The organism is Paraburkholderia polaris, from assembly GCF_012927345.1.
Taxonomy (GTDB): Bacteria; Pseudomonadota; Gammaproteobacteria; order Burkholderiales; family Burkholderiaceae; genus Paraburkholderia; species Paraburkholderia polaris.
Window position 1 is genome coordinate 40,092 of sequence record NZ_JABBGJ010000016.1, and the last position, 16,643, is coordinate 56,734.

A 16,643-nucleotide genomic window follows, 5' to 3' on the forward strand; every position below is an offset into this window, starting at 1 on the left:
GCTGACAGGATGCGTCGTCCCGAGTTTTCCCTTTGCGGCTAACTTTTTTGCCCTCAATGGAGTGCTTGCCATGCTGAAGAAGCTTTTGATGCTTTGCGTTGCTTTGGCTTTGTCGCTGTCGGCCGGATTTGCGGTGGCCGTCGAAGTGAATTCCGCCGATCAGGCGGCGCTCGAATCGGTCAAGGGTATCGGCCCGGTGCATGCGAAAGCAATCATCGACGAACGCACCAAGAACGGCCCGTTCAAAGATGCCGATGATCTCGCCACCCGCGTCAAAGGCATCGGCACCAAATCGGTAACTAATCTCGAGGCGGCCGGTCTGACGATCAACGGCTCGTCCACGCCGCCTACGGGCGCCAAGGCTTCCTCGAAGTCCAGCAGCACCGCTAGCACCAAGGCGGCGCCGGCGGCCGCTCCTGCAGCGACGACCGCGGCCGCAACAACGGCACCAGCGGCACCGGCTGCGCCTGCCGAGGCATCCGGCACCAAGGCTTCGAAGTCGAAGAAGAAGAGCAAGACCACAGCGTCCGACGCCGCGGCTGCTTCCGCGCCGGCCACGGCGGCCGCTGCCAGCGCGCCGGCCGACGCATCCGGCACCAAGGCTTCGAAGAAGAAGGCGAAGAAGAGCAAGGCAGCATCGGCTACCGCAGCCTCTGGCGGGGCGTAAACCGGGTTGAGCGCCGGCAGCATGGCGGCCGAGTTGCTCACGTGTGATGCGCGCATGACGCACACATAAGCGCCACCCCGCTCCCGTCCGCCTCCCATCCACCGGCGCCGCGCGACCGCGCGGCGTTTTCACCCGCTGACTCGTAAAACACGGGTCGGCATTCAAGAGAGACCGTCATGAGCCTACTCGACACTATCGGTTCCCTGGTTGGCAAATCGCCTGAAGGTGGCGGCCAGCAAGCCCTCGTTTCAGCCGCACTGGAATTCGTCAATAACCAGCCGGGCGGCCTGAACGGCCTGATCGACCGCTTCAAGGAAAAGGGCCTCGGCGACGTCGTGTCGTCGTGGGTCAGCAACGGTGAGAACCAGGCGATCACGCCGGACGCGCTGCATAGCGTGCTCGGCTCGGACGCCGTCACCAACCTCGCAGCCAAAGCCGGCGTACAGCCGGATCAGGTCACCGGCCTCCTGTCGCAGATTCTGCCGCACGTCGTCAATGCGGCGACGCCCGAAGGCGAAGTCCCCGCGGAGGGCCAATTGAATTCGACGACCGTGCTGGGCACGCTCGGCGGCTTGGCGGCGCTGCTCGGCAAGGGCAACGCGTAAGCAGCGTCACCCGTCACCGTCCTGTAGCGGGCAAAAGCAGGCAAAAAAAGCGGCAACGAAGTCACCTTCGTTGCCGCTTTTTTACGTTGGCAGGAACGGCCCAACCACTGCCGTCCCGTGAGTAGCCGAACGCGTTTCGCTTAATGCACGACGCGATCGAACACCAACTTGCCGTCTTCCAGTTCGACCGGGATCACATCCTTCGGACCGAACTTGCCGGCCAGAATCAGCTTGGCGACCGGGTTCTCGATCTCCTGCTGGATCGCACGCTTCAATGGCCGTGCACCGAACAGCGGATCGTAGCCGACCTTGCCGACGTGCTCGAGCGCCGCGTCCGACACCTCCAGTTGCATGTCGAGTTTGGCAAGCCGTTCATGCAGACGCTGCAGTTGAATCCGCGCGATCGACTGGATATTCGAGCGGTCGAGCGCATGGAACACCACGACGTCGTCGATCCGGTTCAGGAACTCGGGCCGGAAGTGCAGCTTCACTTCTTCCCAGACCGCGTCCTTGACCGCCTCCTGCGGCTCGCCGACCATCGCCTGGATCACATGCGAACCGAGGTTCGACGTCATCACGATTACCGTGTTCTTGAAGTCCACGGTACGGCCCTGGCCGTCGGTCATACGGCCGTCGTCGAGCACTTGCAGCAGCACGTTGAACACGTCCGGATGTGCCTTCTCGATTTCGTCGAGCAGGATCACGCTGTACGGCTTGCGGCGCACGGCTTCCGTCAGGTAACCGCCTTCTTCGTAGCCGACATAGCCCGGCGGCGCGCCGATCAAACGCGCGACACTATGCTTCTCCATGAATTCGCTCATGTCGATACGGATCAGATGATCTTCCGAATCGAACAGGAACGACGCCAGCGCCTTGCACAACTCGGTCTTACCCACACCGGTCGGCCCGAGGAACAGGAACGAACCATATGGCCGGTTAGGATCCGCCAGACCCGCCCGCGAACGGCGAATCGCATCGGCCACCGCGGTGATCGCTTCGTCCTGACCGACCACGCGGTCGTGCAGTTTCTCTTCGATCTGCAGCAGCTTTTCGCGCTCGCCCTGCATCATGCGCGACACTGGAATACCGGTGGAACGCGACACGACTTCAGCGATTTCTTCCGCACCCACCTGCGTGCGCAACAAACGCGGCCGCGTCGGATTATTCTGCTCCTTCGCCTCGGCCTGAGTCACTTCCTTCAACTGCGCTTCGAGACCTGGCAGCTTGCCGTACTGCAACTCGGCGACCTTCTCCAGCTTGCCCTCACGCTGCAAACGGATGATTTCCGCACGCGTTTTTTCGATGTCTTCCTTCAACTGCGCGCTGCCCTGCACCGCCGCTTTCTCCGCGGTCCAGATTTCTTCGAGGTCCGAATATTCGCGATCCAGCCGCTCGATTTCTTCCTCGATCAGTTGCAGACGCTTTTGCGACGCTTCGTCCTTTTCCTTCTTGACGGCTTCGCGCTCGATCTTCAACTGGATCAATCGACGGTCGAGCCGGTCCATCTCTTCCGGCTTCGAGTCGATTTCCATCTTGATCTTCGAAGCGGCTTCGTCGATCAGATCGATGGCCTTGTCCGGCAGGAAACGATCCGTGATGTAGCGATGCGACAGTTCGGCCGCGGCGACGATCGCCGGGTCGGTGATATCGACGCCGTGATGCAATTCGTACTTCTCCTGCAAACCGCGCAGGATCGCGATGGTTGCCTCGACCGACGGTTCGTCGACCAGCACCTTCTGGAAGCGGCGTTCGAGCGCGGCGTCCTTTTCGATGTACTTGCGATATTCGTCGAGCGTGGTGGCGCCGACGCAGTGCAGTTCGCCGCGCGAGAGCGCGGGCTTGAGCATATTGCCCGCATCCATTGCGCCTTCAGCCTTGCCCGCGCCAACCATCGTATGAATTTCGTCGATGAAGACGATGGTCTGGCCTTCGTCTTTCGCGATATCGTTCAGCACGGCCTTCAGGCGTTCTTCGAACTCGCCGCGGTATTTCGCGCCGGCCAGCAACGCCGCCATGTCCAAAGACAGCACGCGCTTACCTTTGAGCGTTTCCGGCACTTCGCCGTTGACGATACGCTGCGCAAGGCCTTCGACGATCGCGGTCTTACCCACGCCCGGCTCGCCGATCAGCACCGGATTGTTCTTGGTGCGACGCTGCAGGATCTGGATCGAACGGCGGATTTCGTCGTCGCGGCCGATCACGGGGTCGAGCTTGCCCGCCCGCGCGCGCTCGGTCAGATCGACGGTGTACTTTTTCAGCGCCTCGCGCTGGCTTTCGGCGTCCTGGCTATGCACTTGCGAACCGCCGCGCACCGCCGCGATCGCGCTTTCCAGCGACTTACGCGACAGACCGTGCTGACGCGCGAGACGGCCGGCCTCGCCTTTATCGTCGGCGACCGCGAGCAGGAACATCTCGCTCGCGATGAACGTGTCGTCGAGTTTTTGTGCTTCCTTGTCCGCCTGGTTCAGCAAGCCGGTCAGTTCGCGGCCGATCTGCACGTTGCCGTCGGTGCCCTGCACTTGCGGCAGGCGCGTGATGGCATCGTTCAGCGCGGTTTGTAGCGCCTGGACATGCACGCCGGCACGCGAGAGCAGCGAACGCGCCGAACCATCCTGCTGGGCGACGAGCGCGGACAGGACGTGAACCGGTTCGATGTATTGATTGTCATGACCGACGGCCAGACTCTGCGCGTCGGCCAGTGCTTCCTGGAATTTGGTGGTAAGTTTGTCGATTCTCATCAAGAGACCTCCAATTTTCGATTACCACCAAATTGAGGCGTTTTACGCAGGTTTCAAGCGCTTTTTTGCAATCAGCAACAACTATTTAACATTTGACGCGCGAGAACTTGCCGGCGGCCCTCAGGCGACCGGCGCGGCACCGCCAGCAGGTGCGACCGGCACGATCGGGATGACGGTGCCCAATCCAAGCAGTGCAGCCAGCGGGCCGCGCGGCTCGGCAACCTCGCCGATCGTGTGACGGTCGAGTTCGGCGAGGAACGCGCGACGCGCCGCGTCGAGCGCGCCGCGCAGCCGGCAGTGCGGCGTAATGACACAGGCACGGCGCTCGCCTTGCTGGTCCGGGAAGCAGCCAACCAGCGCAAAGTCGCTTTCCGTGGCCCGCACAATCTCGCCCACGGTCAACGCGCTGGTTTGTTCGGCGAGCCGCAGCCCGCCGTTCCGCCCGCGCACGGTCTCAACCCAGCCGAGCTCGCCGAGCTGCTGCACCACCTTCATCAAATGGTTCTTGGATATGCCGTACGCGTCCGAGATGTCCTGGATGGTCGATAAACCTTCGCCACGGACGGCGAGGTACAAGAGAACGCGTAGTGAGTAATCCGTATAGTCGGTCAGTCTCATAAGTGCAGGTGCCACGATGAGCGCAAGCCGCGATCCGGGGGATAACCGCGTCGATGCAAGGGTTGCCGGGGGCTGTCACTTCGCCCTAAGATGCAGGCGCTACGCATATTTTGTTATTCTGCGCTGACAGTCAGTGTTTGTCTTTCGGCAGTAATGGTAACGTTTCCCGCCTAGGCCATTCATACGAAAAGCGGGCTATTCAAGGCCTACTTCCTTTCATTTGGGTACAGTTTGAGGTCATTACTGACGGTGTGTTGTGCCGCGTGGCGATTCACAATGAGTAACTGCATTATCTGGAATTTGCATGAATCCGTCTTTTCCTGCCGCACCGGTTGTCGAGCGCGCCGCCGAGCCTACTGAGGCGAATATTCGCGAGCTCGTGTACGGCTTTTACGACCGCGTGCGTGCCGATCCGCTGCTTGGTCCCGTGTTTGACGCGACGCTGGCGGGCCGTTGGGACGACCACTTGCCCAAAATGTGCACGTTCTGGGGCAGTCTGGTGCTGGGCGCGAAGCAATACCGCGGCAATGTGCAGCAGGCACACCAGCCGCTCGAGGGCGTCGAGCCGCAGCATTTCAGCCGCTGGCTATATCTGTTTCTGGATACGGTGGAGTCGCGCTATCAGCCAGCCGCAGCGGTCCGCTTCATGGAACCGGCGCTGCGTATCGCGCAGAGTTTGCAGTTGAGCCGCTTCGGCTGGGATTACAAGATTCCGGAGGAACAACAGGCGTTGCTGGAACGCGTCACGCCGAAGCGTCGTCCGCGCGGCGACGCGCATGCCGGGGCCGCCCCGATGCGGCCGCCTGGCGAACCGTTTCCGACGCGGATCATCGGAAAAGCGAAAGACGATTGACGCGGGCGCTTGAGAAGCGCGCGCCCTAATCCGCTTCCTGGTTACCCGATTCGATGCCCCATCTGGCCAGCGCCGCGTCGTCGGTGACGCGGGCGTCGACCCAGCGCTCCCCTTGTTCGGTCTTCTCTTTCTTCCAGAACGGCGCCTGGGTCTTCAGGTAGTCCATCACGAACTCACACGACGCGAAGGCGTCGCCCCGATGGGCGGCGGTGGTCGCCACCAGCACGATCTGGTCGAGCGGATAAAGCTTGCCGACCCGGTGCACAATCAGCACCTCGATCCCTGGCCAACGCTCGCGCGCGCTCACGACGATCGCTTCCAGCGACTTCTCCGTCATGCCCGGATAGTGTTCGAGCTCCATGGTTTCGACCGCGCTGCCGTCGTTCAGATCGCGCACGGTACCGACAAAACAGGCCACCGCGCCGATCTTGGGATTGCGCGCGCGCAACGCGGCGACCTCGGCGGTGAGGTCGAAGTCTTCCGTCTGGACACGAACGGGCATCTCTGGCTCCTGTGCGGCTTAGTGAGGCTTAGCGGGTTGAGCGTGGTTGAGCGTGGTTTTTAGCGGCCATCAGCGCGGCTCACCCGCCGGTGACGGGCGGAAAGAATGCGACTTCGCAATCTTCGGTGACGCACGTGCCGGCATCGGTCATCACGTGGTTGCAGGCCATGCGCAGCGCGCGGCCCTCGGCAAGGGTGTCGGCCCAAATGCCGCCGCGCACGCGCAACCAGGCGCGCACGTCGCCGACGGTCGCGACGCCGTCGGGCAGATCGACCGTTTCGTCGGCGGTTTCGAGCGCTTCGCGCACGCTTGCAAAATATCGGAGTTGAATCTTCATCGGGAAGCCGCCGGCTGTTGCCGGCCTCAGTTCAGCAATTCGGAAAAGGGGATGAAACGCACGGTCTCGCCGGCGCTGATTGCGTGGTTCGGCGGATTGTCGATCAGGCCGTCGCCCCATACGGTCGATGTCAGTACAGCCGAGCTCTGATTCGGAAACAGATCAAGGCCGCCGGCCGCATTGATGCGCGCGCGCAGGAATTCGTTGCGACGGTCGGCCTTCTTCTGCGTGAAATCGGCGCGCAGGGACAGCGCGCGCGGCGCCACCGTCCGCATGCCGGCCAGAAGCAGGACGAACGGGCGTACGAACAGCAAAAAGGTCGCGAAGCTGGAGACCGGATTGCCTGGCAGGCCAATGAAGAAGGTTTCTGCTGACGTAGCCGCATCTGTCTGCTGCGCAGCACGGCGCACGGCGCCGAACGCGAGCGGCTTGCCCGGTTTCATCGCGATCTGCCACATCGACAGGCGCCCTTCCGCCTCGACTGCCGGCTTGACGTGATCTTCCTCGCCCACCGACACGCCGCCGCAGGTGAGGATCAGATCGTGCGCTTGCGCGGCTTCGCGCAGCGTAGTGCGGGTAGCGTCGAGCCTATCCGGCACGATGCCGTAGTCGGTGACATCGCAACCTAGTTTTTCCAGCAGCCCGCGCAGCGTGAAACGGTTCGAGTTGTAGATCGCGCCAGGTTTCAGCGGCTCGCCTGGCATGGTCAGTTCGTCGCCGGTGAAGAACACGGCGACTTTTACGCGGCGGCGCACCTGAAGCTCAGCGCAGCCGACCGAGGCGGCGAGCCCCAATGCTTGCGGCGTAAGCCGCGTGCCCGCCGGAAGGATGATCGAGCCGCTGCGGATGTCCGCGCCTTGGGCCGTGATCCATTCGCCGGGTGCCGGGCTGTGGAGGATCGTGACTTCGTTGCCGGCGGCCTCGGTTTGCTCCTGCATCACGATGGCGTCGGCGCCTGGCGGCACCGTTGCGCCTGTGAAGATGCGCGCTGCTGTGCCGGGCTTCAACGGTTCGGGCGCGTGGCCGGCAGGAATGCGCTGGGACACCGGCAGGCGGCGATTGCTATCCGTTGTCAGATCTTCAGTGCGGATCGCGTAGCCGTCCATTGAACTGGTGTTCATGGGGGGAACGTCGAGCGGCGAAATGACGTCTGCCGAAAGCACGCGGTTGAGCGCGTCTAGCGTGGGGATCGATTCCGTGCCGTTGATCGGGCTCGCTGCGCTGAGCAGGGTCGACAACGCTTCGGCGGTGGAGAGCATCGGAGCGCGGGGCGTTGGTGTGGACATCTCTGGTCTCGAAGCCGCAGGTTAAAAGAATATTGTAGCGGTCGATGGGGATGGCCGGTGGAGGCCGGGACTTATGGCGGGGTTTTTGCCTTTTGGGACAAGGGCGTCACTCTTCCGGAGGCGCTGCACGCGCCGCGGCGGTACTTCTAAAATCAATCTCGCCCGCCGCATCGAGCGCGACTCTGTCGCGCTCGATGCTCACGGTTTTACTCGCCCGTATTGGCGACGATAAAGTCCTTCACGCGCTGCACGTCCGCCGGCAGCACTTCGAACCGCTGCGGCAGCGACTCCAGACCCGAAAACGCGGCCGGGCGCTCCGGTTCGCGCAGCAGCGCTTCGCGGATCGTCTCGCCAAACTTGATCGGTTGAGCCGTCTCCAGCACGATCATCGGGATGCCCGCCTGCAAGTGCTCGCGCGCCACCTTCAGGCCGTCAGCCGTGTGCGTGTCGATCATCGTGTCGTAGCGCTCGAACACATCGCGAATCGCGTCCACGCGGTCCTCGTGGCTGCTGCGGCCCGACACGAAACCGAATTCCTTCACGCGCGCAAAATCGCCGCTCGCCGCGAGGTCAAAACCGCCCTTCTCTTCGACGTCGCGGAACAATTGCAGTACGCGCGCCGGATCGCGGCCCAGCAGATCGAACACGAAACGCTCGAAGTTCGACGCCTTCGAAATGTCCATGCTCGGGCTGCTCGTGTGGTATGTCTCAGCCGCCTTGCGCACGCGGTAAATACCGGTGCGGAAGAACTCGTCCAGCACGTCGTTTTCGTTCGTGGCGACCACCAGCTTCTCGATCGGCAGACCCATCATGCGCGCGATGTGGCCCGCACACACGTTGCCGAAATTGCCCGACGGCACCGTGAACGAAACGCGCTCGTCGTTCGACTTCGTCGCGGCAAAGTAGCCCTTGAAGTAGTACACGACCTGCGCCACGACGCGCGCCCAGTTGATCGAGTTGACCGTGCCGATCTTGTACTTCGCCTTGAACGCGTGGTCGTTCGAGACCGCCTTCACGATGTCCTGGGCGTCGTCGAACACGCCCTCGACCGCAAGGTTGAAAATATTCGGGTCCTGCAGGCTGTACATCTGCGCGGTCTGAAACACGCTCATCTTCTTGTGCGGCGAGAGCATGAACACGCTAATGCCCTTTTTGCCGCGCATTGCATATTCCGCTGCGCTGCCGGTGTCGCCCGAGGTCGCGCCCAGAATGTTCAGCGTCTCGCCGTGCTTGGCCAGCGCGTATTCGAACAGGTTGCCGATCAACTGCATCGCCATGTCCTTGAACGCAAGCGTCGGACCATTCGACAGTTCCAGCAGCGACAACGGCGCGCCGTTCTCGATGCCCAGCGTCTTCAACGGCGTGATCTGCGCGGCGCTTTCGTCGTCGCGGACGTTGCAGTACGTCTCGGCCGTATAGGTCTTGCGCGTCAGTGCGCGCAGGTCTTCGGCGGGAATGTCGTCGCTGAATTTCGACAGGATTTCGAACGCGAGATCCGCGTACGGCAGCGTGCGCCAGCGCGCCAGTTCGTCAGCCGTGACGCGCGGATATTCCGCCGGCAGGTACAGCCCGCCATCTTTCGCGAGACCGCCCAGCAGAATGTCGGAAAACGTATGGCGCTCGCCGACTCCGGCGCCGCGCGTAGAGAGGTAGTTCATAGTTCGGCCTAGTTCAGCGCTTCCATGCGCAGCTTCGTGACTTGCGAGACAACGGTCTTCAGCGCTTCGATCGTCTTGATCGCCGCGTTGACGTTCTTTTCAACCGTTTCGTGCGTAATCAGGATGATGTCGGTTTCGCCCTTGCCGTTCGCGTCGACCTGCTCCGATTCCTTTTGCAGCAGCGCGTCGATCGAGATGCCGGTATCCGCCAGAATGCGCGTGATGTCCGCCAGTACGCCCGTCACGTCAGCCACGCGCAGACGCAGGTAGTAACCGCTCGTCACTTCGTCGATCGGCAGGATCGGTGTGCTCGACAGGCTGTCCGGCTGGAACGCCAGATGCGGCACGCGATGCTCCGGGTCCGCCGTGTGCAGACGCGTCACGTCGACCAGATCGGCGATCACCGCGGATGCCGTCGGCTCCGCGCCCGCGCCCTTGCCGTAGTACAGCGTTGAGCCGACTGCGTCGCCATGCACGACGACCGCATTCATCGCGCCTTCCACGTTCGCCAGCAGTCGCTTCTCGGGAATCAGCGTGGGATGCACGCGCAGTTCGATGCCCTTGTCCGTGCGGCGCGCGATGCCGAGCAGCTTGATGCGATAGCCGAGTTCTTCGGCGTATTTGATGTCGATTGCCGCCAGTTTGCTGATGCCTTCGACGTAGGCCTTGTCGAATTGCACCGGCACGCCGAACGCGATCGCGCTCATGATCGTCGCCTTGTGGGCGGCGTCCACACCTTCGATGTCGAAGGTCGGATCGGCTTCGGCGTAGCCCAGTTCCTGCGCAGCTTTCAACGCGGTCGCGAAATCGAGCCCACGGTCGCGCATCTCCGAGAGGATGTAGTTCGTCGTGCCGTTGATGATGCCGGCAATGTACTGGATGCGATTGGCCGTGAGCCCCTCGCGCAGCGCCTTGATGATCGGGATGCCACCCGCCACCGCCGCTTCAAACGACACCATCACGCCGTTGGCGCGCGCCGCTTCGAAAATCTCCGTGCCGTGCACCGCGAGCAGCGCCTTGTTGGCGGTGACCACGTGCTTGCGGTTTTTGATCGCGCGCAGGACGAGATCGCGTGCCACGCCTGTGCCGCCGATCATTTCCGCCACGATATCGATCGACGGATCGTCGACCACCGCGTTGAAGTCATCGGTCAGCGCCACGGTGCCGGCTTCACTGCCGAGCGCCGCGGTCGCCTTGGCGGGATTACGCACGGCAATGCGCGTAATCTCGATGCCACGGCCCGCGCGACGTTTGATTTCTTCCTGATTGCGGCGCAGTACCGTGAAGGTGCCGCTGCCTACCGTGCCGAAGCCCAGCAGTCCAACTTTGATCGGTTCCATGCAGCGTGTGTTTTCGTGTAAGTGATTAAAAGGAAACTGGGGCTGGCCGCGGCGCGCGCGAGGCGCGCCGTCCATCTCAAGCCGTGTGGCGTTTGCGGTAGCCGTCGAGGAAGCGCGCGATCCGGTTGATCGAATCCGCGAGGTCGTCCACATTCGGCAGGAACACGACGCGGAAGTGATCCGGCGTCTTCCAGTTGAAACCGGTGCCTTGAACCAGCAGCACGCGCTCTTCCAGCAGAAGGTCGAGGATGAACTGCTGGTCGTCCTGGATCGGATAAATCTTCGGATCGAGGCGCGGGAACATGTACAGCGCCGCCTCGGGTTTCACGCAGCTCACACCGGGGATGGCCGTCAGCATGTCATACGCGAGTTCGCGCTGTTTGTACAGGCGCCCGCTCGGCACGATCAGGTCGTTAATGCTCTGGTAGCCGCCAAGCGCGGTCTGGATCGCGTACTGGCCGGGCACGTTCGGGCACAGGCGCATCGACGCCAGAATGCCGAGCCCTTCGAAATAGTCTTTGGCATTGCGGCGGTTCTCGCCGGTCAGGCCCGAGATGAACATCCAGCCGGCGCGGTAGCCGCAAGAACGGTAGCTCTTCGAGAGGCTGTTGAATGTGACGGTGAGCACATCTTCGGAGAGCGCGGCCATCGACGTGTGCTTCTTGCCGTCGTAGACGATCTTGTCGTAGACCTCGTCGGCGAAGATCACAAGGCCGTGCTGGCGGGCGATCTCGATCAGGCCGAGCAGCAGTTCGTCCGAGTACAGCGCGCCGGTGGGGTTGTTCGGATTGATGACGACGAGCGCGCGCGTATTCGGCGTGATTTTCGCGCGGATGTCGTCCAGATCCGGCATCCAGCTGTTCGATTCATCGCAGATGTAATGCACCGGCGTGCCGCCCGAGAGGCTTACGCCGGCGGTCCACAGCGGGTAGTCCGGCGCGGGCAGCAGCACTTCGTCGCCGTCGTTCAGGAGGCCCTGCAGTGCCATCACGATCAGCTCGGAAGCGCCGTTGCCGATGTAGATGTCGTCCAGTTCGACGCCGTGCACGCCCTTTTGCTGCGTGTAATGCATGATCGCCTTGCGCGCGGCGAACACACCCTTGGAATCCGAGTAGCCGGACGAGCCCGGCAGGTTCAGGATCATGTCCTGAATAATTTCATCCGGCGCGTCGAAGCCGAACGGCGCGAGATTGCCGATGTTCAGCTTGATGATGCGGTGGCCCTCTTCTTCGAGCCGCTTCGCATGTTCGAGGACAGGCCCGCGAATGTCGTAGCAGACATTCAACAACTTGTTGGATTTGAGAATCGGTTTCACGGCGGGCACTTCATCCTGTTGATAGGCTTGGACGAACAAGCGGGGTGAAAAAAACGGGACCCAAACAAGTCCGTCGATACGGGGAATTATGACGCGGCACGCCCGCCAGACACGGATCGGGCCGCCAGACGCGGATTGGGCCGGCTTCCCGGGCTGGTCGGGCTGGTCGGGCGCGCGTCCGGCGGATTGCGCCGGTGCAGCAGCCAGACAGGCCCGAAGCAGGCCCAAAGCAGGCAAAAAACAGTCGAAAAACCGACGAAATGCGGGCAAAACCAAGGCAGGTAGCCGATGGGCCGCGCCCGTGCCCTCGGCGCGGCTTATGGCAGCACATGAGTCGGCACTTGAGCGAGGGGCGCCGCAAGGCGGCTAAAAAGTTATAATTTAGCGGATTTTGGCCGACTTCCGCAATGCACCACCCGCAACGGGAAGCCTTTTCGGTCGCTTCTGTGCCATTCGCGTGTCCCACTCGCGTCAAACCGCCCTGCTTCCGTTCTGCCCGGTCAGGCCGCCAACACGCATGATGTCTCACGACGACTTCGGAAAACGAATTTGAAATTACATCAGGATTCCAGCGGCGCCCTCAACACCGTCACCGGTTACGGCCCCGACTATGTCGAAATCAACCTGGTGCGCCATTCGGGCAGCATTCTCCTGCTGCCGGAAACGCCCGTCATCCCTTGGCCCGTCTCCTCTTTCGACGACCTGAGCGCCGAGCACTTCGCCATGCTGGTGGACTATGCGCCCGAAGTAGTCGTGTTCGGCAGCGGTGAACGGCTACGCTTCCCGCATCCGCGCCTGATCGCCGCGCTCACCGCGAAACGCATCGGCGTCGAAACAATGGACTTCAAGGCCGCCTGCCGCACCTACAACATTCTGATGGCCGAGGGCCGCAAGGTCGCGGCCGCGTTGCTGATCGAAGCGTAGTGGCGCCGCGCAAGCGCCCGCGAAGTTGGCGTTTAGTTGGCCGGCGGGCGCGAACCGCCACGCACGGCATCCGTGGCGTGCGTGGCGCCGGACCGGCTGCGCGCCCTGGCTGCGTCACGGCCGATAACGTACACTGCGCGCCATTGGCGCCACGCCGGCGATCGCCCTTCCCAAATAACACCGCCTCGCCGCCTACGCGGCGTCGCCAAAAAGGTTAAACCCATGAACGATACGCCGACGAGGCTACCGCTCAATCGCACCACGATCCTGCTGCTGGTGCTGGCCCTCGCCGTGATCTGGTTCGTGCCGCTCGGCTGGCGCCATCTGCTGCCGAGCGACGAAGGCCGCTACGCCGAAATGGCGCGCGAAATGTTCGTCACCGGCGACTGGATCACGCCGCGCTACAACGGCTACAAATATTTCGAGAAACCGCCGCTGCAAACCTGGCTGAACGCGCTCACGTTCGCGTGGTTCGGCATCGGCGAATGGCAGGCGCGGCTCTATACCGCGCTGACGGGCTTTGCCGGCGTGCTGTTGATCGGCTTCACCGGCGCGCGCGTGTTCAACGCAGCGACCGGCGTGTTCGCGGCAATCGTGCTGGCCACGTCGCCGTACTGGAACCTGATGGGCCACTTCAACACGCTCGACATGGGCCTGTCGTTCTGGATGGAGTTGACGCTCTGCGCGCTGCTGCTGGCGCAACGCCCCAACCTGCCGACGGCCAACGTACGGGCATGGATGTGGGTGTGCTGGGGGGCGATGGCGCTGGCGGTGCTGTCCAAGGGCCTCGTCGGCTTGATCCTGCCGGGTGCGGTGCTGGTGCTGTACACCCTGGCCGCACGCGACTGGGCCGTGTGGAAGCGTCTGCATCTGATCGGCGGCCTGATCGTGTTCTTCGCGATCGTCACGCCATGGTTCGTGCTGGTGCAACAGCGCAACCCGGAATTCCTGAACTTCTTCTTCATCGTTCAACAGTTCAAGCGCTATCTGACGCCTGAACAGAACCGCCCGGGGCCGTTCTACTACTTCGTGCCGGTGCTGCTGGTCGGCTTCCTGCCGTGGTTGTCGGTGACCTTCCAGAGCGTGCGCCACGCGTGGCGCCTGCCGCGCCAGCCGAACGGCTTTGCGCCGGTCACGCTGCTCCTGGTGTGGACCGCGTTCATCTTCCTGTTCTTCAGCGCGTCCCACTCGAAGCTGCTGTCCTACACGCTGCCGATCGCCCCGCCGATCGCCCTTATCATCGGCATGTACCTGCCGCTCGTCACACGCAACCAGTTGCGCCGCCATCTGGCCGGCTATGCGCTGTTTCTCGTCGTGGCCGCGTTTGCCGCGCTGTTCATGTCGCGCTTCGGCAATGCGCGCAACCCGACTGAGCTGTATGTCGAATACCGCACCTGGGTGCTGGCGGCACTCGGCGTCGCCTTCGTGCTCACGCTGGCGGCGCTGTGGCTGAACCGTCGCAGCCGCGCCGGCACGCTTGGCGCCGTCGCGAGCTTTGGCGCGGCGTGGCTGCTGCTCGGTACGATTGCCGGCACAGGTCATGACGTGTTCGGCCGCCTGAGCTCCGGCGCGCCGCTCGCGCCCGCGATCAAGGCCGAGATCGCAAAGTTGCCGGCCGATACGCCGTTCTACTCGGTCGGCGTGCTCGACCACACACTGCCGTTCTACGTCGACCACACGATGATCATGGTCGAACATCCTGACGAGCTGGCGTTCGGCGTGTCCGTCGAACCGCAGAAATGGGTGCCGTCGGTCGACGCGTGGATCGAGCGCTGGAAGGCCGAGCGCTACGCGCTCGCGCTGATCCCGCCGCCGACTTACGACAGGCTGCTCAAAGAGGGGCTGCCGATGCAGGTGATCGCGCGCGACCCGCGCCGGGTGGTGGTGATGAAGCCCGCGGCGGTGCCCGCGCCCGCATCCGACGCAGCGGCACTGGGTGCACCCGCGCAGAACGCGCCCGCGCCAGTAGAAAAACCACAACAATGACCCCATCTCAGGATCTGACCGTTCGATGAACCCGATTTCCCTCTTTTGTATCCTCGCCGGCGTCACGTTGAACGCCGGCGCGCAGTTGCTGCTCAAAGCCGGTACGAATGCTGTTGGACACTTCGAATTCACCCGTGCGAACATCCTGCCCATCGCCTTTCGGCTCGCGACACAACCGCCGATCATCGGTGGGCTGGCCTGCTACGTAATCAGCGTGGGCGTATGGGTGGTCGGACTTTCTCGGGTGGACGTGTCGATTGCATATCCGATGTTGTCGCTCGGATACGTCGTCAACGCGTTCGCGGCGTGGTATCTGTTCGGCGAAGTGATGTCAGTACAGAAGCTGGTAGGGATCGGCGTCATCCTGATCGGCGTTGTCGTGCTGGCGCGCAGCTAGGCTGCCACGCCCCCGGCCGCGCTGTGCCGGGCACAATTTATTACCGTTTATTGCCGCCGCCGGTGCAAGCGCTGCGAAAATGCCGGCTGCAAAAGGTGCGGAATACTGGGCACCGTTGCCGGATAAGTAAAACGTAAGGTTGGCCGCGGTAAGCTTGGCGGTTGCGCCCTTTTTTAGTCGTACCCTTGGGGTTTGCGGGTAGTTTGTGATCTACTTCGCGCCCTTCGGGTTGCGCCCCTTTCAATCGAGCGAAGCATTCATGAGCCAGTCAACAGTCCCGTTTTTGCCGTTTGTCAAACCTGAGATCGATGAAGAAACGATTCAGGGCGTCGCCGACGTGCTCCGCTCCGGTTGGATCACGACCGGCCCTCAGAACCAGAAGTTCGAGGCGGCGTTGTCCGAGTTCTGCGGCGGCCGCCCGGTGCGCACGTTCAATTCCGGCACCGCGACGCTCGAAATTGGGCTGCGTATCGCCGGCGTGGGCGAAGGCGACGAAGTCATCACGACCCCCGCATCGTGGGTCGCGACCAGCAATGTGGTCTACGAAGTCGGCGCGACACCGGTGTTCGTCGACATCGATCCGGTCACCCGCAACATCGACCTGGATCTGCTGGAAAAGGCCATCACGCCGCGCACCAAGGCGATCATTCCGGTGTACCTGTCGGGCCTGCCGGTCGACATGGACCGGCTGTACGAAATCGCCCGCGCCCATAAGCTGCGCGTGATCGAAGACGCCGCGCAAGCGTTCGGTTCGACGTGGAAAGGCGAGCGGATCGGCAAGCTCGGCGATATCGTCTCGTTCAGCTTCCACGCGAACAAGAATCTGACCTCGATCGAAGGCGGCGCGCTGGTGCTGAACAACGAGGAAGAAGCGATCCTCGCGCAGAAGTACCGCCTGCAAGGCATCACCCGCACGGGCTTCGACGGCATGGACTGCGATCTGCTCGGCGGCAAGTACAACCTGACGGACGTTGCCGCCCGCGTCGGCCTCGGCCAGATGCCGCATCTCGAACGCTTCATTGCGCAGCGCAAAAAGCTGGCGCGCGCGTACTTCGCCGGCTTCGAAGGCGGCGCAGCGGTCAAACTGGGCGTCGGTCTACCGCTGGCGGACTTTGAAAACAGCAACTGGCACATGTTCCTGATCACGCTGCCGCTCGAAAAGCTGTCGATCGACCGCGCCGGCTTCATGGGTCAGTTGAAGGAACGCGGCATCGGCTCGGGCGTGCATTACCCGGCGATTCACCTATTCTCGCTGTACCGCGCGAAGGGCTTCAAGGAAGGCATGTTCCCGCACGCGGAGCGCTATGGCGCCAGCACGGTCACGCTGCCGCTGTTCACGCTGATGAACGAGGGCGACGTGGAGCGGGTCTGCCGCGCGGTCAATGAAATTTGCGAACAATACGGAAAATAAGCGGAA

The 16,643-nt window shown here is 62.7% G+C and carries 15 protein-coding genes; 7 read left to right on the plus strand and 8 right to left on the minus strand.

Going from position 1 to position 16,643, the window contains the following annotated elements:
* Positions 1-70 precede the first annotated feature (70 nt).
* Positions 71-667, plus strand: a complete 597-nt coding sequence (locus HHL24_RS16260) for a ComEA family DNA-binding protein (RefSeq protein ID WP_169486476.1) — start codon at positions 71-73, stop codon at positions 665-667.
* 176 nt (positions 668-843) lie between these two features.
* Complete coding sequence (locus HHL24_RS16265; protein WP_169486477.1) at positions 844-1,272, plus strand: YidB family protein; 429 nt, start codon at positions 844-846, stop codon at positions 1,270-1,272.
* Positions 1,273-1,412: 140 nt separating this feature from the next.
* Here the strand turns inward: HHL24_RS16265 and clpB are convergent, their stop codons facing one another.
* Positions 1,413-4,010 carry an ATP-dependent chaperone ClpB gene (gene clpB / locus HHL24_RS16270; RefSeq protein ID WP_169486478.1) on the minus strand — a complete coding sequence of 866 codons (2,598 nt, stop codon included), beginning with the start codon at positions 4,008-4,010 and terminating at the stop codon, positions 1,413-1,415.
* Positions 4,011-4,130: 120 nt separating this feature from the next.
* Positions 4,131-4,628, minus strand: coding sequence for an Rrf2 family transcriptional regulator (locus tag HHL24_RS16275; protein ID WP_169486479.1), 498 nt, complete (start codon positions 4,626-4,628; stop codon positions 4,131-4,133).
* Positions 4,629-4,932: 304 nt separating this feature from the next.
* Here HHL24_RS16275 and HHL24_RS16280 point away from each other — a divergent pair, with 304 nt between their 5' ends.
* Positions 4,933-5,481 (plus strand): group III truncated hemoglobin, encoded by a 549-nt coding sequence (locus tag HHL24_RS16280; protein ID WP_169486480.1) that lies wholly within the window; start codon positions 4,933-4,935, stop codon positions 5,479-5,481.
* 25 nt (positions 5,482-5,506) lie between these two features.
* Here HHL24_RS16280 and moaE read toward each other — a convergent pair whose 3' ends face one another.
* The 6 genes from moaE to HHL24_RS16310 form a co-directional block, all read right to left on the minus strand.
* Positions 5,507-5,983 (minus strand): molybdopterin synthase catalytic subunit MoaE, encoded by a 477-nt coding sequence (gene moaE / locus HHL24_RS16285; protein ID WP_169486481.1) that lies wholly within the window; start codon positions 5,981-5,983, stop codon positions 5,507-5,509.
* A gap of 79 nt (positions 5,984-6,062) precedes the next feature.
* A complete protein-coding gene (moaD, locus tag HHL24_RS16290) occupies positions 6,063-6,320 on the minus strand; it encodes a molybdopterin converting factor subunit 1 (protein ID WP_169486482.1) in 258 nt (85 codons plus the stop codon).
* Between the two features lie 26 nt (positions 6,321-6,346).
* Entirely contained in the window at positions 6,347-7,579 is a 1,233-nt protein-coding gene (locus tag HHL24_RS16295) for a molybdopterin molybdotransferase MoeA (protein WP_169486589.1), read from the minus strand.
* Between the two features lie 233 nt (positions 7,580-7,812).
* The gene (thrC, locus tag HHL24_RS16300) at positions 7,813-9,264 is read right to left on the minus strand and encodes a threonine synthase (protein ID WP_169486483.1); all 1,452 of its coding nucleotides are present in this window, start codon (positions 9,262-9,264) and stop codon (positions 7,813-7,815) included.
* A gap of 8 nt (positions 9,265-9,272) precedes the next feature.
* On the minus strand, positions 9,273-10,604 hold the full coding sequence (locus HHL24_RS16305) for a homoserine dehydrogenase (protein WP_169486484.1): 1,332 nt from the start codon (positions 10,602-10,604) through the stop codon (positions 9,273-9,275).
* Positions 10,605-10,680: 76 nt separating this feature from the next.
* Positions 10,681-11,928: a pyridoxal phosphate-dependent aminotransferase gene (locus HHL24_RS16310; protein ID WP_054034685.1), complete on the minus strand. Its 1,248-nt coding sequence runs from the start codon at positions 11,926-11,928 to the stop codon at positions 10,681-10,683.
* A gap of 540 nt (positions 11,929-12,468) precedes the next feature.
* Here HHL24_RS16310 and HHL24_RS16315 point away from each other — a divergent pair.
* The 4 genes from HHL24_RS16315 (at position 12,469) to HHL24_RS16330 (ending at position 16,637) form a co-directional block, all read left to right on the plus strand.
* The gene (locus HHL24_RS16315) at positions 12,469-12,843 is read left to right on the plus strand and encodes an Mth938-like domain-containing protein (protein WP_169486485.1); all 375 of its coding nucleotides are present in this window, start codon (positions 12,469-12,471) and stop codon (positions 12,841-12,843) included.
* A 222-nt stretch (positions 12,844-13,065) separates the two neighbouring features.
* Entirely contained in the window at positions 13,066-14,829 is a 1,764-nt protein-coding gene (locus tag HHL24_RS16320) for a glycosyltransferase family 39 protein (RefSeq protein ID WP_169486486.1), read from the plus strand.
* A gap of 25 nt (positions 14,830-14,854) precedes the next feature.
* Positions 14,855-15,226, plus strand: coding sequence for a DMT family transporter (locus HHL24_RS16325; protein WP_120291601.1), 372 nt, complete (start codon positions 14,855-14,857; stop codon positions 15,224-15,226).
* A 259-nt stretch (positions 15,227-15,485) separates the two neighbouring features.
* Positions 15,486-16,637, plus strand: coding sequence for a DegT/DnrJ/EryC1/StrS family aminotransferase (locus tag HHL24_RS16330; protein WP_169486487.1), 1,152 nt, complete (start codon positions 15,486-15,488; stop codon positions 16,635-16,637).
* Positions 16,638-16,643: the final 6 nt, after the last annotated feature.